This is a genomic window from Ruegeria sp. SAZD013 (assembly GCF_059612525.1).
Genome location: NZ_JBXWQT010000029.1, coordinates 120,526 through 147,144, shown reverse-complemented (window position 1 = coordinate 147,144; position 26,619 = coordinate 120,526). Strand labels below are relative to the sequence as shown.

At 59.3% G+C, this 26,619-nt stretch carries 28 protein-coding genes and 3 tRNA genes; 16 read left to right on the top strand and 15 right to left on the bottom strand.

The window, feature by feature from the left end; genetic code table 11:
- Positions 1 to 2,397, bottom strand: coding sequence for an ATP-dependent helicase (locus tag AC2FLU_RS15620; RefSeq protein WP_480554070.1), 2,397 nt, complete (start codon positions 2,395 to 2,397; stop codon positions 1 to 3).
- A gap of 159 nt (positions 2,398 to 2,556) precedes the next feature.
- On the opposite strand from AC2FLU_RS15620, the gene AC2FLU_RS15615 reads away from it, so the two are divergent.
- The 4 genes from AC2FLU_RS15615 to AC2FLU_RS15600 all read left to right on the top strand — a co-directional run bounded on the left by AC2FLU_RS15615 (position 2,557) and on the right by AC2FLU_RS15600 (position 9,574).
- Positions 2,557 to 4,353, top strand: a complete 1,797-nt coding sequence (locus tag AC2FLU_RS15615; protein WP_496812044.1) for a sensor domain-containing diguanylate cyclase — start codon at positions 2,557 to 2,559, stop codon at positions 4,351 to 4,353.
- 39 nt (positions 4,354 to 4,392) lie between these two features.
- Positions 4,393 to 5,520: an alpha-hydroxy acid oxidase gene (locus tag AC2FLU_RS15610; RefSeq protein ID WP_496809120.1), complete on the top strand. Its 1,128-nt coding sequence runs from the start codon at positions 4,393 to 4,395 to the stop codon at positions 5,518 to 5,520.
- A gap of 154 nt (positions 5,521 to 5,674) precedes the next feature.
- Positions 5,675 to 9,112 (top strand): pyruvate carboxylase, encoded by a 3,438-nt coding sequence (locus AC2FLU_RS15605; RefSeq protein WP_480516264.1) that lies wholly within the window; start codon positions 5,675 to 5,677, stop codon positions 9,110 to 9,112.
- A 78-nt stretch (positions 9,113 to 9,190) separates the two neighbouring features.
- Complete coding sequence (locus AC2FLU_RS15600) at positions 9,191 to 9,574, top strand: MAPEG family protein (RefSeq protein ID WP_480475909.1); 384 nt, start codon at positions 9,191 to 9,193, stop codon at positions 9,572 to 9,574.
- 15 nt (positions 9,575 to 9,589) lie between these two features.
- Here the strand turns inward: AC2FLU_RS15600 and AC2FLU_RS15595 are convergent, their stop codons facing one another.
- Positions 9,590 to 9,742 (bottom strand): hypothetical protein, encoded by a 153-nt coding sequence (locus AC2FLU_RS15595; RefSeq protein ID WP_480475907.1) that lies wholly within the window; start codon positions 9,740 to 9,742, stop codon positions 9,590 to 9,592.
- A gap of 150 nt (positions 9,743 to 9,892) precedes the next feature.
- On the opposite strand from AC2FLU_RS15595, the gene AC2FLU_RS15590 reads away from it, so the two are divergent.
- The 3 genes from AC2FLU_RS15590 (at position 9,893) to AC2FLU_RS15580 (ending at position 11,017) form a co-directional block, all read left to right on the top strand.
- A tRNA-Gly gene (locus AC2FLU_RS15590) sits at positions 9,893 to 9,967 on the top strand.
- A 33-nt stretch (positions 9,968 to 10,000) separates the two neighbouring features.
- Positions 10,001 to 10,075: transfer RNA gene (locus AC2FLU_RS15585), tRNA-Gly, on the top strand.
- An 81-nt stretch (positions 10,076 to 10,156) separates the two neighbouring features.
- Positions 10,157 to 11,017 (top strand): GNAT family N-acetyltransferase, encoded by an 861-nt coding sequence (locus AC2FLU_RS15580; protein ID WP_496812043.1) that lies wholly within the window; start codon positions 10,157 to 10,159, stop codon positions 11,015 to 11,017.
- On the opposite strand, the gene AC2FLU_RS15575 is transcribed toward AC2FLU_RS15580, so the two are convergent.
- On the bottom strand, positions 11,014 to 11,253 hold the full coding sequence (locus AC2FLU_RS15575; protein ID WP_480482339.1) for an Lrp/AsnC family transcriptional regulator: 240 nt from the start codon (positions 11,251 to 11,253) through the stop codon (positions 11,014 to 11,016). The two genes, AC2FLU_RS15580 and AC2FLU_RS15575, sit on opposite strands and share 4 nt — an antisense overlap.
- 154 nt (positions 11,254 to 11,407) lie before the next feature.
- Between AC2FLU_RS15575 and hisB the strand changes: the two genes are divergently transcribed.
- A complete protein-coding gene (gene hisB, locus AC2FLU_RS15570; protein ID WP_480554066.1) occupies positions 11,408 to 11,995 on the top strand; it encodes an imidazoleglycerol-phosphate dehydratase HisB in 588 nt (195 codons plus the stop codon).
- The gene (gene hisH, locus AC2FLU_RS15565) at positions 11,996 to 12,634 is read left to right on the top strand and encodes an imidazole glycerol phosphate synthase subunit HisH (protein WP_496809119.1); all 639 of its coding nucleotides are present in this window, start codon (positions 11,996 to 11,998) and stop codon (positions 12,632 to 12,634) included.
- 3 nt (positions 12,635 to 12,637) lie between these two features.
- Here the strand turns inward: hisH and AC2FLU_RS15560 are convergent, their stop codons facing one another.
- The gene (locus tag AC2FLU_RS15560) at positions 12,638 to 13,039 is read right to left on the bottom strand and encodes a DUF2147 domain-containing protein (protein WP_209504550.1); all 402 of its coding nucleotides are present in this window, start codon (positions 13,037 to 13,039) and stop codon (positions 12,638 to 12,640) included.
- A 134-nt stretch (positions 13,040 to 13,173) separates the two neighbouring features.
- Here AC2FLU_RS15560 and hisA point away from each other — a divergent pair, with 134 nt between their 5' ends.
- The gene (hisA, locus tag AC2FLU_RS15555) at positions 13,174 to 13,893 is read left to right on the top strand and encodes a 1-(5-phosphoribosyl)-5-[(5-phosphoribosylamino)methylideneamino]imidazole-4-carboxamide isomerase (protein WP_480493786.1); all 720 of its coding nucleotides are present in this window, start codon (positions 13,174 to 13,176) and stop codon (positions 13,891 to 13,893) included.
- A gap of 4 nt (positions 13,894 to 13,897) precedes the next feature.
- Here the strand turns inward: hisA and AC2FLU_RS15550 are convergent, their stop codons facing one another.
- On the bottom strand, positions 13,898 to 14,344 hold the full coding sequence (locus AC2FLU_RS15550) for a DUF302 domain-containing protein (RefSeq protein WP_480493785.1): 447 nt from the start codon (positions 14,342 to 14,344) through the stop codon (positions 13,898 to 13,900).
- Between the two features lie 117 nt (positions 14,345 to 14,461).
- On the opposite strand from AC2FLU_RS15550, the gene hisF reads away from it, so the two are divergent.
- From hisF to AC2FLU_RS15535, 3 genes are all read left to right on the top strand, one after another.
- Positions 14,462 to 15,223 carry an imidazole glycerol phosphate synthase subunit HisF gene (gene hisF, locus AC2FLU_RS15545; protein ID WP_480476924.1) on the top strand — a complete coding sequence of 254 codons (762 nt, stop codon included), beginning with the start codon at positions 14,462 to 14,464 and terminating at the stop codon, positions 15,221 to 15,223.
- Positions 15,220 to 15,537 (top strand): phosphoribosyl-ATP diphosphatase, encoded by a 318-nt coding sequence (locus AC2FLU_RS15540; protein WP_480475891.1) that lies wholly within the window; start codon positions 15,220 to 15,222, stop codon positions 15,535 to 15,537. The genes hisF and AC2FLU_RS15540 overlap by 4 nt, the downstream gene beginning before the upstream one ends.
- A gap of 69 nt (positions 15,538 to 15,606) precedes the next feature.
- A complete protein-coding gene (locus tag AC2FLU_RS15535; protein ID WP_496809118.1) occupies positions 15,607 to 16,179 on the top strand; it encodes a hypothetical protein in 573 nt (190 codons plus the stop codon).
- On the opposite strand, the gene AC2FLU_RS15530 is transcribed toward AC2FLU_RS15535, so the two are convergent.
- The 4 genes from AC2FLU_RS15530 to rlmB form a co-directional block, all read right to left on the bottom strand.
- Positions 16,176 to 16,646 (bottom strand): CoA-binding protein, encoded by a 471-nt coding sequence (locus AC2FLU_RS15530; RefSeq protein ID WP_496809117.1) that lies wholly within the window; start codon positions 16,644 to 16,646, stop codon positions 16,176 to 16,178. The two genes, AC2FLU_RS15535 and AC2FLU_RS15530, sit on opposite strands and share 4 nt — an antisense overlap.
- Before the next feature lie 196 nt (positions 16,647 to 16,842).
- Positions 16,843 to 17,217 carry a YHS domain-containing (seleno)protein gene (locus AC2FLU_RS15525; protein WP_496812042.1) on the bottom strand — a complete coding sequence of 125 codons (375 nt, stop codon included), beginning with the start codon at positions 17,215 to 17,217 and terminating at the stop codon, positions 16,843 to 16,845.
- A 182-nt stretch (positions 17,218 to 17,399) separates the two neighbouring features.
- Entirely contained in the window at positions 17,400 to 17,681 is a 282-nt protein-coding gene (locus tag AC2FLU_RS15520) for a hypothetical protein (RefSeq protein ID WP_480517718.1), read from the bottom strand.
- A gap of 15 nt (positions 17,682 to 17,696) precedes the next feature.
- Entirely contained in the window at positions 17,697 to 18,467 is a 771-nt protein-coding gene (rlmB, locus tag AC2FLU_RS15515) for a 23S rRNA (guanosine(2251)-2'-O)-methyltransferase RlmB (protein WP_480516251.1), read from the bottom strand.
- Positions 18,468 to 18,583: 116 nt separating this feature from the next.
- Between rlmB and AC2FLU_RS15510 the strand changes: the two genes are divergently transcribed.
- Positions 18,584 to 18,667: transfer RNA gene (locus AC2FLU_RS15510), tRNA-Tyr, on the top strand.
- A gap of 231 nt (positions 18,668 to 18,898) precedes the next feature.
- Here AC2FLU_RS15510 and AC2FLU_RS15505 read toward each other — a convergent pair.
- The 5 genes from AC2FLU_RS15505 to AC2FLU_RS15485 all read right to left on the bottom strand — a co-directional run bounded on the left by AC2FLU_RS15505 (position 18,899) and on the right by AC2FLU_RS15485 (position 24,336).
- Complete coding sequence (locus AC2FLU_RS15505) at positions 18,899 to 19,420, bottom strand: DUF2478 domain-containing protein (RefSeq protein WP_480493779.1); 522 nt, start codon at positions 19,418 to 19,420, stop codon at positions 18,899 to 18,901.
- 70 nt (positions 19,421 to 19,490) lie between these two features.
- A complete protein-coding gene (locus tag AC2FLU_RS15500; protein ID WP_480554063.1) occupies positions 19,491 to 20,156 on the bottom strand; it encodes an NnrU family protein in 666 nt (221 codons plus the stop codon).
- A 106-nt stretch (positions 20,157 to 20,262) separates the two neighbouring features.
- Positions 20,263 to 22,329: an ABC transporter permease gene (locus tag AC2FLU_RS15495; protein ID WP_480554062.1), complete on the bottom strand. Its 2,067-nt coding sequence runs from the start codon at positions 22,327 to 22,329 to the stop codon at positions 20,263 to 20,265.
- Positions 22,326 to 23,375: a quaternary amine ABC transporter ATP-binding protein gene (locus AC2FLU_RS15490; RefSeq protein ID WP_480475875.1), complete on the bottom strand. Its 1,050-nt coding sequence runs from the start codon at positions 23,373 to 23,375 to the stop codon at positions 22,326 to 22,328. Before AC2FLU_RS15490 ends, AC2FLU_RS15495 begins: the two co-directional genes overlap by 4 nt.
- A 10-nt stretch (positions 23,376 to 23,385) precedes the next feature.
- A complete protein-coding gene (locus AC2FLU_RS15485) occupies positions 23,386 to 24,336 on the bottom strand; it encodes an ABC transporter substrate-binding protein (RefSeq protein WP_209504562.1) in 951 nt (316 codons plus the stop codon).
- Between the two features lie 417 nt (positions 24,337 to 24,753).
- Here AC2FLU_RS15485 and AC2FLU_RS15480 point away from each other — a divergent pair, with 417 nt between their 5' ends.
- Both AC2FLU_RS15480 and AC2FLU_RS15475 read left to right on the top strand, forming a co-directional pair.
- Positions 24,754 to 25,416, top strand: a complete 663-nt coding sequence (locus tag AC2FLU_RS15480; RefSeq protein WP_480622233.1) for a DNA-3-methyladenine glycosylase I — start codon at positions 24,754 to 24,756, stop codon at positions 25,414 to 25,416.
- 42 nt (positions 25,417 to 25,458) lie between these two features.
- Complete coding sequence (locus tag AC2FLU_RS15475; protein ID WP_480554060.1) at positions 25,459 to 26,145, top strand: hypothetical protein; 687 nt, start codon at positions 25,459 to 25,461, stop codon at positions 26,143 to 26,145.
- On the opposite strand, the gene AC2FLU_RS15470 is transcribed toward AC2FLU_RS15475, so the two are convergent.
- Entirely contained in the window at positions 26,142 to 26,555 is a 414-nt protein-coding gene (locus AC2FLU_RS15470; protein ID WP_480475867.1) for a c-type cytochrome, read from the bottom strand. The two genes, AC2FLU_RS15475 and AC2FLU_RS15470, sit on opposite strands and share 4 nt — an antisense overlap.
- Positions 26,556 to 26,619: the final 64 nt, after the last annotated feature.

Below are 26,619 nucleotides of genomic sequence, written 5' to 3'. Positions count from 1 at the left end.
TCAGAACGGGACGTCATCCTTGTTGGTCAGAAAACGCGAGACCACTTTCTTGATGCCCGCCTTGTCGAAATCGACCTCGACCTTGTCACCTTCGATCCCGATCACCGCGCCATAACCGAATTTCTGGTGAAACACCCGCTCGCCCAGCGTGAAACTGGCCAGTGCGGTGGCGTCGATCACCGTGTTGCGGCTTTCGCGGGGTTGCGACATGCCATATTGGCCCTGCCGCGCCTGCAGCCGTCTCCAGCCCGGCGAGTTATAGACGTTGGCTTCGGCCGCGCGGGTTTCTATGCCCGCCGTCTGATGACCGCCACCATAAAGGCCCGGAGGTGTCAGCACCTCGACATGGTCCTCGGGCAACTCGTCAATGAACCGTGACGGCATTGAGTTCTGCCATTGCCCGAATACCCGCCGGTTAGCGGCGAAGGAAATCGTACAAACCTCTTCGGCGCGGGTGATGCCGACATAGGCCAGACGGCGTTCTTCCTCGAGTCCTTTGAGGCCGGTTTCGTCCATCGACCGCTGCGAGGGGAACAGCCCGTCTTCCCACCCCGGCAGGAAAACGACGGGAAACTCCAGCCCCTTGGCCGCGTGCAGGGTCATGATCGAGACTTTAGCGCCGTCACCATCCTGCTCATTGTCCATGACCAGGCTGACATGTTCCAGAAACCCTTGCAGGTTTTCGAAATTGTCCAGTTGGTTGACCAGTTCCTTGAGGTTTTCCAGACGCCCCGGCGCTTCGGGGGTCTTGTCGTTCTGCCAATGGGCCGTATAGCCGGATTCGTCGAGAATGATCTGGGCCAGTTCGATATGGGTATGCTCGGGCGCGCCATATCGGATCGGCGAAACCCCATCATCGATAACAGTGTCATCATCGACCTCAATCCGGGGACCGCGTGTCATCGCATTCCACCGGGCCAACCCGTCGATCAATTCGCGCAGCGCTTTGCCGCCCTTGCCCTTGATCAGCCCATTGTCGACTGCGATCCGGGCACCTTCGACCAGAGACACGCCGTTCTCGCGCGCCACAATCTGAATGGCCTGCTGCGCCTTGTCGCCCAATCCGCGTTTAGGCGTATTCACGATCCGCTCGAACGCCAGATCATCCTCGGGGCTGGTCACCAGCCGGAAATAGGCCATGGCATCGCGGATCTCCATCCGCTCGTAGAAACGCGGGCCGCCGATCACCTTATAGGGCAGACCGATGGTCAGGAACCGGTCCTCGAAGGCGCGCATCTGGTGCGAGGCACGGACGAGAATCGCCATCTCATCAAGGTTCATCGGACGGATACCGCGCGTCCCGCCCTGCATCGCGTCGATTTCCTCACCGATCCAGCGGGCCTCTTCCTCGCCATCCCAATGGCCGATCAGGTTGACCTTGTGGCCGTCTTTGGCATCGGTCCAAAGCTCTTTACCCAAACGGCTTTCGTTGCCCCGAATGACGTTGGAAGCCGCCGCCAGAATATGTGGGGTCGAGCGGTAGTTTTGTTCCAGCCGCACCACGTAGGCACCGGGAAAGTCCTTTTCGAACCGCAGGATGTTGCCGACCTCGGCCCCGCGCCAGCCATAGATCGACTGGTCGTCATCGCCCACGCAGCAGATGTTCTTGTGACCCCCGGCCAGCAGCCGCAACCACAGGTACTGGGCAACGTTGGTATCCTGATACTCATCCACAAGGATGTAGCGGAACCAGCGCTGGTATTGTTCCAGAACATCCGGATGGGTCTGAAAAATCGTGACCATGTGCAACAGCAGGTCGCCGAAATCCACCGCATTCAACTCGCGCAGGCGGGTCTGGTATTGGGCATAGAGCTCAATGCCCTTGTTGTTATAGGCCCCGGCATCCGCCACAGGCACCTTGTCGGGCGTCAGCGCACGGTTTTTCCAGTCGTCGATGATCCCCGCCAGCATCCGCGCCGGCCAGCGTTTGTCATCGATATTGGCGGCCCGAACCAATTGCTTGAGCAGGCGCAGCTGGTCGTCGCTGTCCAGAATCGTGAAGTTCGATTTCAGATCGACCAGTTCCGCGTGGCGGCGGAGCAGTTTGACGCAAATAGAATGGAAGGTGCCCAGCCATGGCATTCCTTCAGCTGGCTGGCCCAGCAAGCGGCCTACTCGTTCTTTCATCTCGCGCGCGGCCTTGTTGGTGAAGGTCACCGACAGAATCTCGTTCGGGCGCGCGCGCGCCGTGTTGAGCAGATGCGCAATCCGGGCCGTCAGCGCCTTGGTCTTGCCCGTCCCCGCCCCGGCCAGCATCAGAACCGGGCCGTCCAGACGTTCGACCGCGTCACGTTGCGCCGGGTTCAGATCATCCAGATAGGGCGAAGGGCGCACGGCCATAGCCCGCGCCGACAGCGATGCGCCTTCGAAGGCGTCCATTTCGTCAAAACTGCTCATGCCCCCAAACTACGCCGGATGATCGCCAAGGGAAAGAGTTTGTTCACGGCTTGTTCGCGGGGATTTTTCAGGTCTTTTTGCATTCAATTCTAAACAAAGATGCCGCTGTCCTGTAGGGCTGTTAACCCTCTGTCAAGTCCTGACCCGGATGCTGGTTCCATGGCTGCGGGAGTGGAACAGATGGAAGCGACGGAACTGGCGGGCGGGTCGTCACGGCTGAAACTTGTGGGTGTGACCTTGATTCTGATCGCGCTGACAGCGGCAGCGGGATGGGGGATTTATGCGACCCCAGCCCCGGTTGTAGACCGCATGTTGGAATCGGACCTGCGAAAAGACGCCATGCGGCTAAGCCGTCAGGTCGAAAGCCATCTGAACAATCTGGATGCAACGTTTCGGTTCCATGAGTTAAACGAGCATGACGCGGAATTCCTGATGCTGTTGCCCGAAACCTCGGATATTTATCGGTTCAAGCTGTTTGACGCATCCGGTCAGGTGTTCTGGTCGACCCGTGCAAACGATATTGGGGCCGTGAATACAAAACCTTACTTCCAGTCGGTCGTCGCCGCCGGAAGGGTCTACTACAACCACGAAGAAAAGCCCGCGACAGAGGTTGATTCATTTGACAACGACCCCGCTAAGCGAACCGGCCCGGGCAGCCGCCATGTGGCCGAAGTCTATACGCCGATCACCGTGGATGGCGTATTCCTGGGCGCTATCGAGTTCTATTCGGACATCACCGATCTCAGGACCCTGTTCATTACCCGTGTGCGTTGGTCGTTGGTGTTTCTTAGCGGTGTCGCGCTGCTGGCACTGACCACTGTCATCCTGATTGTCCACCGCACCAACCGCCGCCAGATGCGTGATCTGCGCAAACGGGCCGTGAAAGAACGCGAACTGATGGGAGAGCAGCTTCGCCTGGCGCGCGAGGTGCGCCTGCTGGGCGAGTTGAACGAGTGGTTGCAATCAAGCCGCTCACTGGATGAGCTTTTCGACATGGTGGCCCGCTTTATGACCCATATCCTGCCCGAGGCTGAGGGCAGCGTGTACGTCTATTCCAACTCGCGCGATGTGCTGGACGGATGTGCCAGCTGGAACGGGGGAACGCATAAATCTCATATCCATCCGGAAGGATGCTGGGGTTTGAGGCGCGGCCGGACTTATGAGTTCGGTGCCTCAGAGATCGATTTTGTCTGCGAACATGCCGAACCGCATGACGGACGGCCCTATTTCTGTTTTCCCATTCTGGCCCACGGGGAAACCGTTGGTCTGTTGCATCTGCGTGCAGCTGAGGGGCGTGAAGCCTGTTTCCATAAAAGCCGCAAGCTGGCGCAGCTGTGCGCCGAACAGATCAGCATGGCAATCGCCAATGTCCGTATGCGCGATCAACTGCATGACCAGTCGGTGCGCGACCCGCTGACCGGGCTGTTCAACCGCCGCCACATGACCGAGACATTGCGCAAGGCCATCAGCCGCAGCCAGCAGACCGGCGCAGCGCTGAGCCTGATTGCCGTGGACGTGGACCACTTCAAGAAATTCAACGACACGCACGGTCATGACGCCGGAGACATGGTGTTGCGTGCCGTCGGCGCGGCGCTGGAACAGGGTTGCGACCGGGACGAGATCGCCTGCCGCATCGGCGGCGAGGAATTCATGCTGATCCTGCCCGACAACAGCCCCGAAGATGCCATGACCCGTGCCGAGCAGTTGCGCCAGTCGGTCGAGGCGGTCATTGTCCGCTATGGTGAAAAGGCCCTGCCCCGTATCACAATCTCGGTCGGGGTCGCGCATTACCCCGCCCACGGCACCATGCCGCAGGATTTGATGCGTGCCGCGGATGATGCGCTGTATGTCGCCAAGGACAAGGGGCGCAATCAGGTTCACGTCGCCGCCGGGGCGCTGGAGCAGGCAAGGCGCGTTCCTGCAACGGGTAAACGCCCATCGCCGGAAGCCGCTTGAAAACCTTGCCGAATCGCCCCGCAGGCCGGATCAATCCTTATGGGCCTGCACAGTACCTATCCCGGCATACCCGATCTGAAACGCCGCGCACGCCGTCGGCTGCCGCACTTCGTGTGGGAATATATCGACAGTGGCACCGGGATTGAAACGACGCGGCATCGCAATCGAAAGGCGCTGGATGATGTCCGTCTGAGCCCCTCGATCCTGCATGGGGACCTTGAATTCGATACGTCAGTGAAAATCTTGGGCGGCACCTGTCCTTTGCCCTTCGGTATTGCGCCGATCGGGATGTCCGGTCTGGTCTGGCCTGATGCGGAGCGGTTGCTGGCACAGGCCGCCGCCAAAGCAGGCATTCCCTATTCGCTGTCGACGGTGGCCAGTCAGAGCCCAGAAGACCTGGCCCCCTATCTGGGCGAGACCGCGTGGTTCCAGTTGTATCCGCCAAGGGACCCCGAGATTCGCATGGACATGCTGAACCGGGCGCGCCGGGCGGGATTTCGAACCCTGGTTCTGACCGCTGATGTCCCTGTCGCCTCGCGCAGGGAGCGGCAAACACGCTCGGGCCTGCGGCAGCCGCCGAAACTGACACCGCGCCTGCTGGCGCAGATCGCTCAAAGGCCCGCCTGGGCGCTGGGCATGCTGCGCAGCGGTGTTCCACACATGCGCACACTGGACAAGTATATCGATGACCCCGGTGATCTGCCGCCGACGGCCCATGTCGGATACCTGCTGCGAACCTCTCCGGATCTGGATTACGTCAAATGGCTGCGCGATCATTGGGATGGGCCGTTTGTCGTGAAAGGCATCCTACGCCCCGAGGATGCGGACAGGCTGGGACAGGTGGGTGTGGACGCCCTGTGGGTGTCGAATCACGGGGGCCGACAGTTCGATGCAGCCCCGGCCAGCATCGAGGTTCTTCCCGCGATCCGGAACGCGACCCGCCTGCCACTGATATTCGACAGCGGTGTCGAAGGCGGGCTGGATATCTTGCGCGCGCTGTCGCTGGGCGCGAATTTCGTCATGCTGGGGCGCGCTTTTTTGTACGGTATTGCGGCACTTGGCGCGAAAGGCCCCGCGCATGTGATCGATATCCTGAGGCGGGATCTGCACGCGAATATGGGTCAGATGGGACTGGCCGATTTATGTCAGTTTGAGACGAAACGCTAAATTATTGATGCTGCAACGCGGCATCCCTATAAGTGTGCCGAGGCCAAAGGGCGTTTGCGAGCGATAACATGCCGGTTCTACCCAGAAGAACGGATGTACCTGTGCGTATTCTCCGCCCAATAAGACGCCCAAACACCAAAGACCGGGACCTGATATGACAGACTTCAACAAGATCCTGATCGCCAATCGCGGCGAGATTGCCATCCGCGTCATGCGCGCAGCAAACGAGATGGGCAAACGCACCGTCGCTGTTTACGCTGAAGAAGACAAACTGGGCCTGCACAGGTTCAAGGCGGACGAGGCATATCAGATTGGCGAGGGCATGGGTCCGGTCGCGGCGTATCTGTCGATTGACGAGATCATCCGCGTGGCCAAACACTGCGGCGCGGATGCGATCCATCCGGGCTATGGCCTGCTGTCCGAAAACCCGGATTTCGTGGATGCCTGTGTCAAAAACGGCATCACCTTCATCGGCCCCCGGGCCGAGACCATGCGTGCACTGGGTGACAAGGCCAGCGCGCGGCGCGTGGCCATCGCGGCCGGTGTGCCTGTCATTCCGGCCACCGAAGTTCTGGGTGATGACATGGACGCGATCCGCAAGGAGGCCGCCGAGATCGGATACCCGCTGATGCTCAAGGCGTCCTGGGGCGGCGGCGGGCGCGGGATGCGCCCGATCCAGTCGGAGGATGAGCTGGAAGAAAAGGTTCTGGAAGGCCGCCGCGAGGCTGAGGCCGCCTTTGGCAATGGCGAAGGCTATCTGGAAAAGATGATCATCCGTGCCCGCCATGTCGAGGTGCAGATCCTGGGCGACAAGCATGGTGAGATTTATCACCTTTATGAACGCGACTGCTCGGTCCAGCGCCGGAACCAGAAGGTCGTCGAACGCGCCCCTGCCCCGTACCTGAGCGAAGATCAGCGCGCCGAGATTTGCGAACTGGGCCGCAAGATCTGTGCCCATGTGAATTACGAATGCGCGGGCACTGTCGAGTTTCTGATGGATATGGAGACGGGCAAGTTCTACTTCATCGAGGTAAACCCGCGCGTACAGGTCGAACACACGGTCACCGAAGAGGTCACCGGCATCGATATCGTTCAAGCGCAGATCCTGATCGCCGAAGGCAAAACGCTGGCCGAAGCCACCGGTGCCACCAGTCAGGCAGAGGTGCATCTGAACGGTCATGCGCTGCAGACACGGATCACCACAGAAGACCCGCAGAACAACTTCATCCCCGACTACGGGCGTATCACCGCCTACCGCTCGGCCACGGGCATGGGCATTCGTCTGGATGGCGGCACGGCCTATGCGGGCGGGGTGATTACGCGGTATTACGACTCGCTGCTGACAAAGGTCACTGCCTGGGCGCCGACACCCGAGAAGGCGATCAGCCGGATGGACCGCGCCCTGCGCGAGTTCCGAATTCGCGGCGTCAGCACCAATATCGATTTCGTCATCAACCTGCTGAAGCACCCGACCTTCCTGTCGAATGAATACACCACTAAGTTCATCGACACGACGCCGGATCTGTTTGCCTTCAAGCGCCGCCGCGACCGGGGCACCAAGGTTCTGACCTATATCGCCGATATCACGGTGAATGGTCATCCCGAAACCAAGGGCCGCCCCGAACCTCGTGCCGACCTGAAAGTCGCCAAGCCCCCCGCGCCGAAGGCTGAGCCGCGGATGGGCACGCGCAACCTGCTGGAGCAGAAAGGCCCGCAGGCTGTGGCCGACTGGATGAAGGCGCAGCGGCAGCTGCTGATCACCGACACCACCATGCGAGACGGACACCAGTCGCTGCTGGCGACCCGGATGAGGTCGATCGACATGATCAAGGTGGCGCCAACCTATGCCGCGAACCTGCCGCAGCTGTTTTCGGTCGAGTGCTGGGGCGGTGCGACCTTCGACGTGGCCTACCGGTTCCTGCAGGAATGCCCATGGCAGCGACTGCGCGACCTGCGTGAGGCAATGCCGAACCTGATGACGCAGATGCTGCTGCGGGGTGCGAACGGGGTTGGTTACACCAATTACCCCGACAACGTGGTGCAGGAATTCGTGCGCCAGGCATCGAAAAACATTGATGTCTTCCGCGTCTTCGACTCGCTGAACTGGGTCGAGAACATGCGTATTGCGATGGATGCTGTTATCGACAACGGCAAGATCTGCGAGGGCACCGTTTGTTATACCGGCGATATTCTGGATCCTGATCGCGCCAAATATAACCTGAAATACTATGTCGGCATGGCCAAGGAACTGCGCGACGCAGGCGCGCATATTCTGGGTCTGAAGGATATGGCGGGCCTGTTGAAACCAGCCTCGGCCAAGATTCTGATCCGGGCGCTGAAGGAAGAGGTTGGACTGCCGATCCACTTCCACACCCATGACACGGCCGGCATCGCCAGCGCCACCATCCTTGCCGCCTCTGAGGCGGGTGTGGACGCGGTGGATTGCGCAATGGACAGCTTCAGCGGCAACACCTCCCAGGCGACGCTGGGCACCGTGGTCGAGGCCCTGCGCCACACCGACCGTGACACCGGGCTGGACATCAAGGCCATCCGCGAGATCAGCGATTACTTCGAGGCAGTGCGCGGTCAATATGCGGCCTTCGAATCGAGCCTGCAGGCCCCGGCGTCCGAGGTGTATCTGCACGAGATGCCGGGCGGTCAGTTCACCAACCTCAAGGCGCAGGCGCGCAGTCTGGGTCTGGAAGAGCGCTGGCACGAGGTCGCGCAGATGTACGCCGATGTGAACCAGATGTTCGGCGATATCGTAAAGGTAACGCCGTCGTCGAAAGTTGTTGGCGACATGGCCCTGATGATGGTCAGTCAGGGCCTGACCCGCGAACAGGTCGAGGATCCGGCGACAGATGTGGCCTTTCCCGACTCGGTCGTCGACATGATGCGCGGCAATCTGGGTCAGCCTCCGGGAGGATTCCCGAACACCATCATCAAGAAGGTGCTGAAGGACGAGGCCCCCAACACCCAGCGCCCCGGTAAGGACGTGCCTGCCGTCGATCTTGAAGCCACCCGCGCCGAGTTGTCCAAGCAGTTGGAAGGCAAAGAGGTCGATGACGAGGACCTGAACGGGTACCTGATGTATCCCAAGGTGTTTCTGGATTACATGGGCCGTCACCGGATTTACGGCCCGGTCCGCACCCTTCCCACGCGCACCTTCTTCTACGGCATGGAGCCCGGCGAAGAGATCACGGCCGAGATCGACCCCGGCAAGACGCTGGAAATCCGGTGTCAGGCCATCGGCGAGACGGATGAAAAAGGTGAGGTCAAGGTTTTCTTCGAACTCAACGGCCAGCCGCGTGTGATCCGGGTGCCGAACCGGATGGTCACATCAACCACACAGGCGCGCCCCAAGGCCGAGGTCGGCAACCCCGATCATGTCGGTGCGCCGATGCCGGGTGTTGTGGCCACTGTTACCGTCACCGCAGGCCAGCAGGTCAAGGAAGGCGACATGCTGCTGACCATCGAGGCAATGAAGATGGAAACCGGTATCCATGCCGAGCGTGATGCGACGGTCAAAGCCGTGCATATCCAGCCCGGCGGCCAGATTGACGCAAAGGACCTTCTGATCGAACTGGAATAAGCCATAAAACAATCTAATGTTCATCAGGCCGTGCGGGAGACCGCACGGCCTTTTTCTATGATTGAGCGGAGACCCATTATGCTTGCAATCACCCCGATCTATGCGGCCCTGGTCGCAATTCTCTACGTCACACTCAGCGTCAAAGTGATCCTGCAACGACGCAGCGATAAGATCTCGGTCGGGGATGGTGGCAGCAAGCTGATGATCAAGGCGATACGGACACACTCGAACTGCGCCGAATACGCCCCGATTTCCCTGCTGCTGATTGCCATGGTTGAGCTTCAGGGCGCGGCCGGAATATTGGTCCATCTGCTGGGGCTGATGTTGCTGGCGGGGCGTCTTTTGCATGCGTACGGATTTGGGCGAACGCCGCAGATCGTCATCCTGCGGCAGGCCGGCATGAGCCTGACGTTCCTCGCCATTCTGGGGGCGGCTTTCGCAAACCTGATTCTGGCGCTTTAGGCCGTCTGGCGGGTGTTACCCTGCCAGAACGGTTGTTTCGATCTGCGGTGCACCCAGCAGAACCGGTGTGAACTGATCATGTTCATGCAGGTCCGGCTTCAGGATGGCAGCGCCGATCAGAATCATCGCGGCAAGTGTCACGATCTTCAGGTCTGCAACGGATATCATGACGGCACCTCCTGCCTGTGTTTTACTGATTTGCATTACGGGTTGAACGGATCACGGGCCGGATTCCGTCGAAAAGATTTTTCCCGCTTTTTGTGTTTTTCCGCTTGCAGCCCCGCGTGGGAATTTATACATCCCTCCTCACTCAACGGCGCGGGCGTAGCTCAGGGGTAGAGCATAACCTTGCCAAGGTTAGGGTCGGGCGTTCGAATCGCCTCGCCCGCTCCATTGAGAGGTCTTCGGACCACATGTGTATCTGATGCGGGCGTAGCTCAGGGGTAGAGCATAACCTTGCCAAGGTTAGGGTCGGGCGTTCGAATCGCCTCGCCCGCTCCAGATACCAAACCTTCCAAACATGCTGGTTCTTCTGCCCCGGTTGCGGCATTCTGAATGCAATTCGCAACACGGGATGTTCGCATGTCTGATTATGTTATCCGCCCCTTGTCCGCTGATGAGTTGCAGGAGGCTGTGGATTGGGCCGGGCGCGAGGGGTGGAATCCGGGTCGTCACGATGCCGAGTGCTTTCGTACAACTGATCCCGATGGGTTCTTGGGAGGTTTTCTGGATGGCGAATTGATCGCGTCTGTCTCGGCGGTGAACTACGACGATGATTTTGCCTTTTTGGGTTTCTACATCGTCAAGCCAGAATACAGACACCATGGCCACGGGCTTGAGATTGCGCAGCACGCGCTGGCCCACTGTGCCGCGCGCAACATGGGTCTGGATGGCGTGGTCGAGCAGCAGGACAACTACCGGAAATCCGGGTTCACCTTTGCCTATAACAACTACCGCTTTTCAGGGCGGGTTGCAGATATCCTAGGCGCGCTGGCACCGACCGCTGGTGTTGATGTGCTGAGCACCGTTTCAGATGCGTTAAGGGACTATGATCGTCAGCTTTTCCCCGCCCGGCGCGATGCGTTCCTGCATGGTTGGCTGAGCGCAAGCGGCCATGTGTCCCGCGTGTTTACCGAAGACGGGCAGATCAAAGGCTATGCCACGCTGCGCCCCTGTCGGACCGGATACAAGGTCGGGCCGCTGTTTGCGGACCGCGCCGACATTGCCGAAGCACTGCTTGCAAGCGTATTAAAAGCTCTGCCCGAAGATCAAAGTGGGCAAGAGGTGTTCATCGACATGCCACAACCCAACAACGCCGCCTTTGCACTGGCCGACAAGCTGGGTCTTACGAAAGTGTTCGAAACCGCCCGGATGTATTCCGGCGATCAACCGGATATCGACCTGACCCGCATCTATGGCGTGACAACGTTTGAGTTGGGTTAAAACGCCTTGAACGTCATCGTCGTCAGCGAGCGTTCGATATTGGGAATCACCAGCAGGTGTTCGTTGATGAAATGGCCTACATCCTCGGTTTCGGGGATGTAGAGCTTGAGCATCAGATCAAACTCACCACTAGTGGAATAAAGCTCTGAGTGTATTTCGCGCAGCGCGATTTCCTCGGCGACCTTGTAGGTGGTGCCGGGTTTGCAGCGGATCTGGATGAATACGCAGGTGGACATGGCGTGGCCCTGTTGGTTCGTGTTGTCTGCAAGCTGACATGGTGCCGGGCCGGGTGCAATCCCTTGCAACAGTTTGCAGCGATTGCAACGCATGGTCTGGATCAACCGGCCCCACCCCGTCTATAAGCGCGCCTGTAGCAAAAGGAATTCGCCCATGCGCACCGCTTCGATCAGCCGCAAGACCGCCGAAACCGAAATTTCGGTCGAGGTCAATCTGGATGGCACCGGCACCTATGACAATCAGACCGGCGTCGGGTTCTTTGACCATATGCTGGACCAGCTGGCGCGCCACTCGTTGATTGATATGACAATCCGCGCCAAGGGTGACTATCACATCGACGATCACCACACGGTCGAGGATACCGGCATCGCCCTGGGTCAGGCTTTGACACAGGCCCTGGGCGACAAGAAGGGCATCCGGCGCTATGGCGAATGCCATCTACCGATGGATGACGCTCAGGTGCGCTGTGCGCTGGACCTGTCGGGCCGTCCGTTCCTGATGTGGACTGTCGATCTGCCGACGCAAAAGATCGGTACGTTCGACACGGAACTGGTGCGCGAGTTTTTTCAGGCGCTCAGCACCCATGGCGGCATTACCCTGCATATTGACCAGTTGCACGGCTTCAACAGCCACCACATCGCCGAGGCTGCGTTCAAGGCTGTCGCGCGCGCGTTGCGTGATGCGGTTGAGACCGATCCGCGCAAGGCGGATGCGATTCCGTCGACCAAGGGCGCGCTGTAAATGCTGACAGCCATCATCGACTATGAAAGCGGCAATCTGCATTCAGCGGAAAAGGCGTTTCAGCGCATGGCGCAAGAGGTCGGCGCTGGTGACGTTGTCGTCACCTCTGACGCGGATGTGGTTGCGCGTGCGGACCGACTGGTTCTGCCCGGAGATGGCGCTTTCCCGGCCTGTGCCGCCGAGCTGCGCGGCCATAAGGGTATTTATGACGCGATGGTCGAAGCGGTCGAACAGAAGGGCCGTCCGTTTCTGGGTATCTGTGTTGGTATGCAGCTGATGGCAACCAAAGGCCATGAATACACAGAGACCGATGGTCTGGGCTGGGTGGCAGGTGATGTTGTTCGGATCGAACCGTCAGATGCCGCGCTGAAAGTGCCGCATATGGGCTGGAACGATCTGGTTCTGGGAAGCGATCACCCGATCTTTGCCGGGGTGAAATCAGGCGATCACACCTATTTCGTCCATTCCTACCACTTCCGTGTAAGCAACCCGGCGCAGCGGTTGGCTTATGTGAAATATGGGCAGGACGTCACGGCCGTGATTGGCCGCGACACGATGGTTGGGATGCAGTTTCACCCCGAGAAAAGCCAGGATGTTGGCCTGCGCATGCTGGGCAACTTCCTGACCTGGAAGCCCTGAGGCTTACTGAACCCGCGTCCAGGTTTGCCCGCGACAGATCAGGCCGCCCGCCACGCATCCCTTGACGGTCAGCTTGTTCTGGCCGTCCAGTGACATCTTCGAGTTGTAGGTTTTGTCCCGGTCGGGGGCCCAGATTTTACCACTGTCATAGCTGCCGCCCCCTTCGGGAACCATGTCCCAGATGATCTTTTTGCCAAGGTTCTCATATTCCAGCTGCTGGTTGCCATCCGCGTCGAAAGCGCTGTCGATGGTGCCGCAGATCGCACTGCCGCATTCGGAAATCGTCACATGCAGATAGCCACCTGTATCGCCCGGCGCGGTTTTCCACAGGCCGTCAACCGGATCGTCCGCAAAAGCAGCCGTAGCAAGCAGCATCAGGCCCGCTGAAAGAGTAAAAGTTTTCATGATTTTCTCCCTGTTTTGAAGGCAGTCTGACCCGCCGGTGGGCGACGGGCAAGAATGACCCAGCGTCGCGTTGCATCCCCTGCCCTGCTTGTGCGATATCCCGCGCGTGTAACAGTGATATAGGGCCGCCCGACATGATCCTCTACCCCGCCATCGACCTCAAAGACGGCAATGCCGTACGCCTGCTGCGTGGTGAAATGGACAAGGCCACCGTGTTCAACGAAGACCCGGCCGCTCAGGCCCGTGCTTTTGTCGAGGCAGGGTGCGAATGGCTGCATCTGGTCGACCTGAACGGCGCATTCGCAGGCGAGCCGGTCAACGCAGCGCCGGTTGAGGCAATTCTGAAAGCGTGCAAGGTGCCTGCGCAACTGGGCGGCGGCATCCGTGACATGGCCACGATCGAAACCTGGATCGAGAAAGGGCTGGCGCGGGTCATTTTGGGCACTGTCGCTGTCGAAAACCCCGACCTTGTGCGCGAAGCAGCCAAAGCCTTTCCCGGCAAGGTCGCCGTCGGAATCGACGCACGCAACGGCATGGTGGCCACCAAGGGCTGGGCCGAAGAGACCGACGTTCAGGTCACCGATCTGGCCCGTAGTTTCGAAGACGCAGGCGTTGCGGCAATCATCTACACCGATATCAATCGCGACGGTGCCATGCAGGGCCCGAACATCGAAGCGACCGCTGCCCTGGCACAGGCCGTTTCCATCCCGGTGATCGCCTCAGGCGGTGTCAGTTCGCTGGACGACCTGATCGCCCTGCGCGATTGTGGCGTTGCGCTGAACGGCGCGATTTCGGGTCGGGCGCTTTATGATGGCGCGATTGACCTGGCCGAGGCCATCCGCGCCCTGTCGTGATCGGTTATTGCGCGGCTGCGGCGGTCAGCTTGGCCAGCGCACCGCGCATCTTTTCGATGACCGGTGATTTGTCGACATCGTTCAGGTCGTCCAATGTCTCTTTCGGGTCTTCATAGATCAGCCACACCTGGCCATTGGCGTCTTCGTAAGCCTGCACCTTGAGAGGCAGAAACAGCCCGGCACGCGGGTCGATCTGCATGGCTGGCGTACCCAGCGCAGGGTTGCCGAAAATCAGTACCTGATTGGCGGGAATGGGCGTGCCGATCTTTTCCGCCCCGGCCGCGTGGTCGATGCGGGCAAACACGGTTGCGCCTGCATTTCCGACGGCAGCTTCAAGCGCGTCCAGCGCCTCGGCCACGGATTTGTCGGTTTGAACCTTGATCAGATCATCTGCCATAGCGGTCAGCGCGCCTCCGAACGAAAAAACATAAGCCAGAATCAGTCTACGCATATCGATATTCCTTCTGTGAAATTCACCCCAATTCTCACAGATTTGAGACCGCTCACAATCACAAGTCTGGCATCGGCAAGGCTTTGCCGCTAGAGGTGCGCCCGTAAAGGATATCCTATGCTGAAAACCCGGATCATTCCCTGCCTTGATGTTGCTGATGGCCGTGTGGTCAAAGGCGTGAATTTCGTGGGCCTGCGCGATGCGGGCGACCCGGTGGAATCGGCCAAAGCCTATGATGCAGCCGGAGCGGACGAGATCTGCTTTCTCGACATTCACGCGACCCATGAGAATCGCGGCACCATGTTCGATGTGGTACAGCGCACGGCGGAACAGTGTTTCGTGCCGCTGACCGTGGGCGGTGGGGTGCGAACAAAAGACGATGTGCGCGCCTTGCTGCTGGCGGGGGCGGACAAGGTCAGCTTCAACTCGGCCGCGGTTGCCAACCCGGACGTGATTGCCGAAGCGGCAGATCAGTTCGGCAGTCAATGCATTGTCTGCGCCATCGACGCCAAGACCGTCAGCCCCGGCAAGTGGGAAATCTTTACCCATGGCGGGCGCAAACCCACCGGCATTGATGCGGTTGCCTTTGCAAGAGCCGTGGTCGCCAAGGGGGCCGGTGAAATCCTGCTGACCTCAATGGACCGCGACGGCACCAAATCCGGGTTCAACCTGCCGCTGACCCGCGCCATTTCCGACGCGGTAGATGTGCCCGTGATCGCCTCGGGCGGTGTTGGCACTCTGGACCATCTGGTCGAGGGCGTCACCAAGGGCGGCGCAAGCGCCGTATTGGCGGCATCGATTTTCCATTTCGGCGAATACACCATCCGCGAGGCCAAGGAACATATGGTCGCAGCTGGCATCCCCATGAGGTTGACATGAGCATCTTGCACGATCTGGCCGCCACGATCGAGGCACGCAAGGGGGCTGATCCCGACAGCAGCTGGACGGCCAAGCTACTTGCGAAAGGCCCTGAGAAATGCGCCGAGAAATTTGGTGAAGAGGCCATAGAGGCCATCATCGAAGCCGTAAAAGGGGATCAGGTTAAGCTGACCTCGGAAGCGGCGGACGTGTTGTATCACCTTCTGGTTATGCTGGCCGCGCGGGACGTGGCGCTGGATGATGTTCTGGCCGAGCTGGACCGCCGTCAGGGCACCAGTGGTATCGCCGAAAAGGCTGCCCGCCCCAAAGGGTAAGGCCCGGGTTCCGCACCGTCGCCTGTGCCGTTATAATCGGATGCCAGACTGTCAGGGCGAAGGCGCGATATGATCCGAGTTTTGATGCTTGTGGCAACCCTTGCCATCGTGGCTGGCTGCACCTCGCCGCCGCGCTCGACCGGGGATGAGGTGCAGCGGCTCGCCTCGGAGATTCAGGGCCTTGGCCCGGATATCGACCCCGAGGAGGCCCGACGCGCGGCGAGAATCGCTTACGCCTATACCGCCCAGCTGGTCGAGGAATACCAGATCACAGACCCGCCCCTGATCCATAATATGAAGGTCAACAAGGGGCTGCGCCCGCGTGGGCTGTGCTGGCATTGGGCCGAGGATATCGAACGGCGGCTGAAACAGGAAAACTTCCGGACGCTGGATCTGCACCGTGCCATCGCAAACGCGGACAACCCGACGCGGATCGACCACAGCACCGCAATCATCAGCCGTAAAGGCGCGACGCTGTATGACGGTGTCGTACTGGACCCGTGGCGTTATGGCGGCGTGTTGTTCTGGTCTCCGCTGGTCGAGGATACCCGGTATGACTGGGTCCCGCGCGACGTGGTGCTGGAAAAGCGGCGGAAGGAACAGGTCGCCCGCCTGAAACCTTACGTCCCCGCCAAACCCTAAAGCTTGGACGAAATGATCCCGGTCGAAAATCCACCCATGCGCAATTCGCCAAACAGGCGCTGATATTCGATTTTGGGGCAGCGGTTCATCACCACATCGACCCCACGGGCCTTGGCCTTTGCCGCCGCTTCGGGGTGTTCCACGCCAATCTGCATCCAGATCGTACCGAGCGACGGAAACGCATCCAGCGCCTCGTCCACAATAGGTGGCACGACCTCGGACCGCCGGAAAATGTCCACCATGTCCACAGGCTCGGAAATTTCTGACAGGCTGCCGCAAACCGTCTGACCAAACAGGTCTTTGCCCGCGTGGCCCGGATTGACGGGAATCACCTTGAACCCTTTCAGCGACAAATAGCGAGCCACGTAATAGCTGGGTCGCACCGGGTTCATGGAAACGCCGACAACAGCCACCGTCTTGGTGCGTTGCAAAATGGCCTTGAGGTACTGATCGGAATAATCTGGCATGCCCTATCCTTAACAGTGTTCCAAAAAGAAAAAAGCGCCCAAGAAAGCTTGGGCGCCAGTTGTTGGAACGAGGGACAGTGAAATGACCCGCGGCAGTTCCGTTCCGCGGTCACTGTGACATTTAAGCATGGATCTATTAAAAAAAAGAGGGGCAGCGCATTTTTGTGATGACTTTTCACAATTAGCTGAACTTTACCTATCTTCCGTAGAGAATTGCGGGCCAATTTTCCTCGGCCATCGCAATGTACCCTGCCCGATCCTGCCCCCAGATTTCCTCGACCTCGGGCGAATGCGTCAGGTAAAGGCGCCCATCGACCACCTGCCACGCCTTGGGATCTGTGCTTTTCAGCACGCCCATCGCCATCCCGTACGAGCAATAGCCGCCGAACTGCGGCGCAAAGGCGCGCGGATTGCCCTCGAAGAGCTCACGATTTGTCTGCGATTTGAAATGCCACCGGGCACCTTTCCACATGACCGCATTTTCGGGCACCCCTTTTGAGGGCGCATCGCTGCCAAAATATGACACGGGATCATACCCCGCCAACGCCACACCATCAGTGGCGTAATACACGGGTTTGTCCTGCGCAAATACGGCAGGGGCAAGCAGCACAGTGCTCAGCGAGCAAAGAAGAGTACGTCGGTTCAGCATCGTCACATTGGAATCTGCACATTCAAGACCATCAAGATGCAACTTTTCGCGCTTTTCGAAACCCCTGTTGACGCGGTTGTGAATGAGTGTCCTCCAATTGAAACTTAGTCAAAGACGTCTTCGATCACGTCCCATGCTTCATCGAACACGCGCGCAAGCATGGTCTTTTTCCTCTTTTTGCGCTTTGTTTTCCGAGGGGCAGTATGAGACACAGCGGCGCGCATCGGTTCGGGTTTGAGTACTTTCCGCACGGGCAACATCTTCAGGTCGTGCAGCGGTGCCCCACAGCTGGAACAGCTAAGCTCGTGCCGTTCCTTGCCTTTCAGGATCAGGGCAGCCCGGGTGCCGCAATAACAGCAGGTCGCGATTTTGGCAGGACCGGGAATGATGCTCTCCTTTATTCAGGGTCGCGATGCATATAAGGCGATTGCCGCAGCATTTGAGACGTTCAGGGAACCAAATCCCCCGGCTGCGTCAATTTTAACCAACTGATCCACGGTTTCCTTTGTCTTCTGCCGCAATCCTGGACCTTCCGCGCCCAGCACAAGCGCGACGGGGCGGTTCCGGCCAGTGCCCAAAGCGCCTTCGATTGTCACGTCGGCTTCTCCGTCCAGTCCAAGAACCAGAAAGCCCATGCCCTGAAGCTCGACAATCGCGTCCGAAAGGTTGCGCACCCGCAGATAGGGCTGCCGCTCAAGCGCGCCGCTGGCGGTTTTTGCCAGTGCTCCGGTCTCGGGCGCGGAATGGTGGCGTGTGCCAATCACAGCACTGGCCCCCAGAACTTCGGCCGAGCGCAGAATCGCCCCAACATTGTGCGGGTCGGTGACCCGGTCCAGCAGAATGACACGAGGGTTTTCGCGACCGATGCAGTTATCGGCCAGACTACCCCATTCCAACGGCTTGACCTCTAGCGCTGCGCCCTGATGTACTGATCCGGCATCGATGGGGGCAGAAAACTTGCGCGGGTCGACTATCTCGGCCTCGATCCCAGCAAATTCAATAGCTTCCGCCAGTTTATCGCATGCATTCCGCGTCACCATCAGGTGTAGTTTTTGCCGTTTTGGGTTCATCAGCGCATCGCGAACCGCGTGCAGGCCAAACAGCCAGACGGTTTCTGCAGCGGCAGCTTTGCGCGCCTGTTCCTTTTCGACGACCCATTTGGGTTTCTTCATTTCAAGGGCCTCCGGGCCGGGAATTCGGTTTCCTGCGCCAAAGGGAAATTTTCCTGTTGACGCTCCTTTGGTGCGCTAGTAATCACGCCTCCACGTCAGGTGCAACGCCTGACAGTGGGCGACAGGCCGCAAGGTGTGGCAGGGGACTGTAACTCCCTCGCGGAGACGCACGCCTGGTTCGATTCCAGGGTCGCCCACCATCTTTCCAATGTATTTCGAAGATGGTCAGGACGTGTAGTCCGCACTGCTCTGTAATCTGGCAGCTGCGTTATTGCTTTTGGTCTGCCACCATTCTCAGATGCGACAGACCTGATCAGTTTTACAGATCTTAACCCGGGGCTAACACGACTGGATCGTGGACGAAGGGTTCCGCGTGGTCTTCGCCACCGCATGTCATGACGTTCAGATCAACACGCCGGTCGATTGCCCACCTATTCCGCAGCCGGGCGCATCTGAGCTATGCGGTTGAACCAACGCACGATTTCGTCCAAGTCCGCAGGCAACTCCTCGGCCGCGCCTTCGGCGAAGGCGTTGAACTTTTCGGCGTTCAGCCCGTTCACGCCGACCAGCACCGGAATTTCCAGCGCCAGCGCTTCGCCGATCACCGGGCGGAACCCCCGCCCATCAGACTCATGTTTACCGAATTTGTTGATAATCAGCAGGTCCGGCGCGTTCGCAAGCGAGGCGGTCACATACCCAACCGCCTGTTCCAGCGCTGCGGGGTCCAGACGGCAGCCGCGGGACTGGGTGCCCAGTGATTGCGAGATACGGATGGTTTCGCCATTAGGCAGCACGCGCACGTCCATATCGCATTTGCTGCTGTCGGCGCATTCCGTGTTTGTTTGCACGACACCGGCCAGTTTCGCGCCGGACGCCAGCAGACGTTCAGCAACAGCACTGAGCAGGCGATCCGTCGCGCCGCGGTCGGTGGTGGTGACATAGGCCAGATGCATCTTGGACCTCTTGTAATTCGATTGTGACGTTTCAAATAGCACGCAAGGCGCTGCCCGACCACTCCCCCAGTCAAGGAAGCGGCGACAGACCAATCACAGGTGCGTGCAGGTGAAGAAGAACCGCATAAGCGGCCAGTGCGGTCAGCCAGACCCAGGGGCGTGGCCAGGGTCGCGGTGAGCGGAGTGAGAACCGCGACGTATTTCGGGACAACCGGACCCATTCAAAGCCCATCTCACGCGATTTACGCCTGTCGATCAGGTCCATGCCCATAACAGAAAATCCGGCAAACAGGCCGAACAGAATCACATGTGACAGGCTTCCATTGGTCAGAAGATGCGCCAAGGACCACAACAGCAGCGCGGCAAGGATCGGGTGGCGGGTGGTGCGCAGAATACCGGGGTGTTCGGGGTCAAAGGACCTGTTGCCCATCCCTCCGAAAGAAAACGGGTTCTGGATCGCAAGCCCGGTCACAGCCAGCCAGCACACCACGGGCATGATCAGTATCGGCAACCAGCGCAAGACTGCGAACGGCGGAATGACCTCGACATAGGGGGCGTTTGCAGCGGCAACAATCAGCCAGGCCAGCACGGCCAAAGACAGAAGTGAATAGGCCGCGAAATACCCCCGGCGGCCGAGCGTGCCGATCAGCCAACCCCGCACGGTGGGCCGTACAGGAATTGCATGGCTGAGCAGGAAAACGATGAGTGCTGCAAGAAAAAGGCCCCAACCGGTCATGATATTCTCCAAACGTGTTGGGGTCGGTCTAGACTGGGAGGACAGCGACTTCCTTGCCCGAAATCAAGTTGGGTCACAGGGGCGGACGCACCGTCCCTGCCCTGTATTACAGCCCAAGCGCCGCGCGGCGTTCTTCGGCAAAGCCCTGCACGATGCGGTCTGCGATCAGTGCCAGAATCGCCATCGCGGCCCCGGCAGATATGCCCAATCCTACATCCGCCTGACCCAGCGCCAGATAGATCGACTGGCCCAGACCGGTGGTCCCGATCAGTGCCGCGATGACCAGCATGGCGAAGGCGTAAAGGATGGTCTGGTTCAGCCCCAGAAGGATGGTCGGGGCCGCATAAGGCGCCCGCACATCGCGCATGATCTGCCACTCGGTCGCACCGCTTGAAATTGCGGCCTCCATCATCTCATCCGGTGTATTGACCAGCCCGTGCCGCGTGTAGCGGATCATCGGGACAATCGCATAGGCACAGATCGCCAGAAAGGCCGAGAACTCACCAATCTGGAACACCATCAGCACCGGGATCAGGAACACGAACAGGGGGATCGTCTGCAACATGTCGCAGATCGGGCGAACCACGTTCCACACAGGCTGCCATACCGCGCTGGCAAGACCGATCAGCCCCCCTGCCAAAGCGCAGGTAAACACCGCTGCACCACTAAGATAGAGCGACAGCAGCGCCCTTTCCCACAGGCCCGAGACGAGGATGGTGCAGAGCAGCCCCACGCAGAGCGCGGCCAGACGCCAGCCCCCGGCGACCCAGCCCAGCGCGGCAGCGCCGGTCAGGACAAAGGGCCACGGCAGGTTCGCGATGCCGGTTTCCAGCATTCCGATCAAGATCAGAACGACCAGCCCGCCAGTCAGCCGCCCGCGCCACGCCATCAAAAGCGCAATTCCGGCACCGGCCGCGAACAGGCCATAGCTCATGCTCGACGTCCACTGGAAACCCCATGTGAAGGGCAGCACCGCCTGATCCAACCCGATCCGAAGCGGTAGCAGTACATAGAACAATGAGTTGTTCTTGAGGGCGTCCAGCCACTGGCCGTTGGCCTGCGTGAACGCGGTCAGGCCGCTGTCCACGACCTCGGCCATCGGGTCCAGCAGGGTCAATTCCGCAGGATTTGGCAACCACGCCCAGAAGGCGGCGGTGAAGACAACAGCAAAACCCAGCATCGCCCAGACAACGCGGCTGTCATAGCGTTTACGCTCGGTCGCCAAAGTACCGCTCATCCGGTCGATCACCACGGCAAAGACCACGATAACCAGACCCGCCATCAGCGATTCGCCGAACTGCGCCTTGCGCATGGTCAGCAGAACCTCCCAGCCGATATCGTTGAACCCACCGATGACGGCGGCGATGATAACCATCGACAATGCGGCCATCAGACATTGGTTCACACCGACCATAATCTGAGTGGTGGCGGCAGGGATTTCGACCTGGAACAGCTGCTGGAACCGAGTGCCGCCAGACATGATGGCCGCCTCTTTGATTTCGGGCTCTACCCGTTCCAATCCCAGCATGACATTGCGCGCCATTGGCGGTGCGGCATAGATGGCCGAAGCAATCAGACCAACAACAGGACCAAATCCAAACAGCAGCAGCAGCGGTGTCAGATAGGCAAAGGTTGGCACCGTCTGCATGATGTCCAGCACGGCCTGCACAAAGGATTTCACCTTTGGCACTTCGTTGGCGAGGATGCCGATGCCGCCCCCAATGACCAGCGCCACAGGGACAGACACGGCGACAAGCGCCAGCGTATTCATGCTTTCGGCCCAATAGCCCGAGGCCAAAACAAAGCTGAGGCCCAGAAAGCCAAGTGCGGCCATGGACAAGCCGCCCAGATACCAGCCCAACGCGGTCACGATCCCGATCAGAATGGGCCATGGCGTTTTGCCCAGCACGAAATTCGCCCAGTTCATTGGGTGGGTCATCAGGTCCGAAAACAGCCGCATTGCCGGTTTGATCAGGTTCAGAAACCAGTCCAGAAACGCGCCAACCCATTGGGTTGCAGGCAGTTCCCACGCGGCGGGCCACTTGACCAGCCACGGGGCGATACCCTCGAGCGCAAGGCAAACTGCACCGACGATAACAGTTATCAGGGCGGCCTTCGCACCTGCCGTCAACTGCGCACTGCGCCGTGTCGGGAGGTCGGTTATGGCGGTCATGTCTCGTCCACCTGAAGAGCTGCGGCCAGATCGGACGGATGCACCGTGCCAACGACATTGCCCGCCTCATCCCGCACGGGCACGGGTTCATACAGCTCCATGCAATGCGCAAGGGCTGCGTCCAGCGTCATCGAGGTGGTGAGGCCGGGATCATCGGGGCCACATTCCGCCTCGCTCCGCATGACCGAGGCGACCTTGGCGTGCTGACCTTTGGCGACATCCTTCGAGAATTCGCGCACGTAATCATCCACCGGGCGCAACACGATATCAGTGGGCGTTCCGATCTGAACAATCTTGCCGTCGCGCATGATGGCGATGCGGTCGGCCAGCTTCAGCGCCTCTTGAATGTCATGGGTGATGAAGACGATGGATTTCTTCAGCGTCGCCTGAATACGCAGGAATTCATCCTGCAACTGGCGGCGGATCAATGGGTCGAGGGCCGAGAACGGTTCATCCAGAAACCAGATATCGGGATTTACAGCGAGGCTGCGGGCAATGCCCACACGCTGACGCTGGCCACCTGAAAGCTGGCGCGGAAAGCTGTCTTCGCGCCCTTCCAGACCGACCAGGGAGATCACCTCCTGCGCGCGCGCCAGCCGTTCCTTCTTGCCCACACCCTGCACGCGCAGCGGATAGGCCACGTTTTCAGAAACGGTCATATGCGGGAACAGGCCGAAATGCTGGAACACCATGCCCAGTTTTTTGCGGCGCAACTCGGTCAGGGCCTTCTTCGAGGCTCCGATGACGTTTTCGCCATCCACCCGAATCTCGCCGCCCGTACCGGGCAGCAGCTGCGAGATGCAGCGGATCAGCGTGGATTTGCCCGAGCCCGACAGACCCATGATGACAAAAAGCTCGCCCTCCTGAACCTCGAAATTGGCATCCTGAACAGCGGGGATCAGCCCCTGTTCCCGAAGGGCGGCGGCAGCCTTGTCGGCGTCATTCCCTGACCGAGACAGCGCGTCGGTCAGGGCTTTGTCAGCGCCGGGGCCAAACACCTGCCAGAGATTCCGGCAGGCGATGGCTGGCATGGTCGTGTCCGTCACTTACGCGGGCTCACTGGGTTGCCGCGTCAACAACCGGACGCCACTTGCCTTCGTTTTCGGCCATCCATGCGGCGACAACTTCTTCGACCTTTCCACCGTCAACGTCGATCGCGCCCATCATCGGTTGCTGGTCTTCAACCGCCAGCTGATAGTTGGTCAGGATTTCAAAGGCTGCTGGCCATTTCTCCTCCATACCGCTCCAGCCGGCCTTGAAGATGCGCGAGGGCGAGAAGTCGCAGTCATTGACAGCATTCGGGTTCGGGCCCCAGGCCGGATCACTGAAGCACGCCTCTTCACCGGCGGGCAGTTCGACGAACTGAACGTCATAGGCCGACATCGCCCAATGCGGCTGCCAGAAAGTGATCAGCAGCGGCGATTTGCGTTCGGTCGAGGCGCGCAATTCCGCGATCAGCGCCCCTTCGGACCCTGCTGGTACGGCTTTGAACGGCAATTCCAGACCGGTCATGCGATCGGCGCCCGGAGTACCCCAATCGGCCGGGTAGTCGACCAGACGACCACCGGGCAGAGTTTCCGCCGTCGCAAAGACCTGAGCGCAATCTTTCAGCGCTTCCCATGCGGGCAGGCCCGGGCACAGATCGGCCACATGCGCCGGGTATGCGATGCCTTCCTTGGCATCCAGACCCAGATCACCGATTTCAACCACAGTGCCTTCACCGATTTTCTTGGCGTATTCATCGGAAACGTTGGAAGACCAGATTTCCAGTGTCGCGTCGATGTCGCCATCGGCCAGCGCCTGGAACTGGTTCATCATGCCCGCGGTCACATATTCGACGTTGTACCCGGCAGCCTTGAGCATCTCTCCCGCCACATGCGTGGTGACATGCTGGCCGGTCCATTCGTTGATCGCCAATTTGATCGGTTCATCCACGGCACCCATATCCGCCGCCTGCGCTGCGCCTGCAACGCTCAGAGCCATTAGGCTTACACTTAGTTTTTTCATGGACTTAACTCCCTGTCATATTTGTTTTGCCCATCCCGGCAAGGATTTTCCCGCCGGTCTTTCTGTCTGATGACAATGCCATGCCGCAGCATGCACAAATTTGGCTGGAAAAGAACAGTGATCCGTTTCCAAATTGTGGAAAAGATCTTTCTGCCAGATTGTTCCCCCCTCCCGGCTCCCTTTACGCATCCAACCCGGCTTGCCTTGTTCCATTTCGCTAAGACGGGACGTTGACTGACGAGTCAATCAGAAAACATTTTGCCACCTTTTGTCGAGAACTTCTTTCGAAAATCCGCATTTTTCTGCGAATCCGGTTATTCGTTGGGCTGCCTCAAATCTGGACACGGTCAGATTTTTCATTGCCAAACAAGAACAAAAGATAAACATTTATAGTCGGGCAACATCAAGGTTAGACAGATGCGAACGTTTGACGAAATCTTTGAAATCGCAGCCGCGCGCCACGGCGGTCCAGAAGCACTGGGCGCAAAACTGAGCAAACCGAAAACCCCTGCGGAACTGGCAGCGATGCCCGAGGATCGCTGGCTGTCGGTCATCACGAAATGCATCTTTCAGGCTGGCTTCAACTGGAAAGTCATCGAAAACAAATGGGACGGGTTCGAATCAGCCTTTAACGGGTTCGACGTGGGGCGATGCGCGTTCATGGATGATGAGAAGTTTGACACCCTTTTGCAGGATACGCGCATCGTAAGGAATGGAACCAAGATCGCGGCTGTACGGGATAACGCTGCATTCTTGCTTGAACTGCGTGAGGAAGGCGGCGCGGGTAAAGTGTTAGGCGGCTGGCCATCTGATGACTACGTCAACCTTCTGGCAATGCTGGCAAAACGCGGGGCCCGACTGGGCGGCGCTTCGGCGCAGTACGCAATGCGGTTTGCCGGGCGGGACAGTTTCATTCTGTCTCAGGATGTCACCGCCCGGCTGATTGCTGAAGGTGTGATCGACAAGCCTGCCACCTCGAAGAAAGCGATGGAGGCGGTTCAGAACGCCTTTAATACATGGATGGGTCAGTCCGGGCGATCACTTACGGAAATCAGCCGGGTTCTGGCCATGAGTCTGTGAAAACGGTTTGCGGAATACCCGCAGCGGAATAAGATTCAACTTATGGTTCTGCGTGTATTCATTGCTTCACTTTTGTTGCTGGCCGCCTGCGGTCGTGAGTTGACTGAGCAGGAGCGCGATTTTGCGGAAACCATTCAAGGGGAAACCCTGGAACTGGATCACATCCGTCTGGTCGAAGGTGCCCCGGTTACCAACGTGACGTATTTCCGCGAAGAACGCCCGCGACTGGCCTGCCGCGAGCGCATTCTGCCCCCGGTGGACCCCGGGCCGGTGACGGGCAAACCTGCCGCCGTGGCCCTGTTCAACAAAGTCTACTTTGCCCGCGACTGGTATCTGGAGGACTATATGTCGGAATTTCCGGATCAGATGAACCTGCTGGCCGCGATGCTTTTGGCCCATGAGCTGACGCATGTCTGGCAATGGCAGAATCGCCGGACCACGGGTTACCACCCCCTGCGCGCTGCGGCGGAACATGGAGGCCGGAGGGATCCGTATCTGTTCGACCTCGAAACCTCTCCGGATTTTCTGACCTACGGGTTCGAACAGCAGGGCGCGATCGTCGAGGAATACGTGTGCTGTCGCGCATTGGCCCCCCAGGCCAAGCGTACCAAAAGACTGCACGACATGCTGGGCACCCATTTTGATCTGTCGCCCCTGCCGGAACAAGGGCGCGAGCGCCCGGTCCTGATCCCATGGAGCGAAGCCAGGATCGAAGGGATTTGCAGTTAGTTCCGTGCGCGCTGCACGGTTTCCAGATATGCCACCAGATCAACGATCGGCTGGCTGGTCAGGATCGGCTGACCTTCCGGTGTTTTCATGGATGTGTCCTGCCCGTCGAAATAAGGGCCATAGACCGGCATCGGGCTGCCATGGCTGACCAGCGGGTCCCTACCGTCGATGCGGGCGACAACGCGGGCGGTCGGGAACACCCCGCTTTCGCCGGACAATGCGGTCAGATCGGACGGCTGAACAACCAGCACGCTGGCCATCGGCCCCTGCCCGGTTGCGTCAATCCCGTGACAGGTCGCGCAGTAATGCAAATAGAGTTCCTCTCCGGTCGCGGCATCCTGCGCCCAAGCAGCTTGTGCGGCAGCAGCCGAAACCCCGAGAACCAGCATACCGATCGTTGCCTTGAACATCGTATCCTCCTGTCACGATTGACATTTGCAGGGTTGCCCGACAGGCATATGGACGCAATGATCC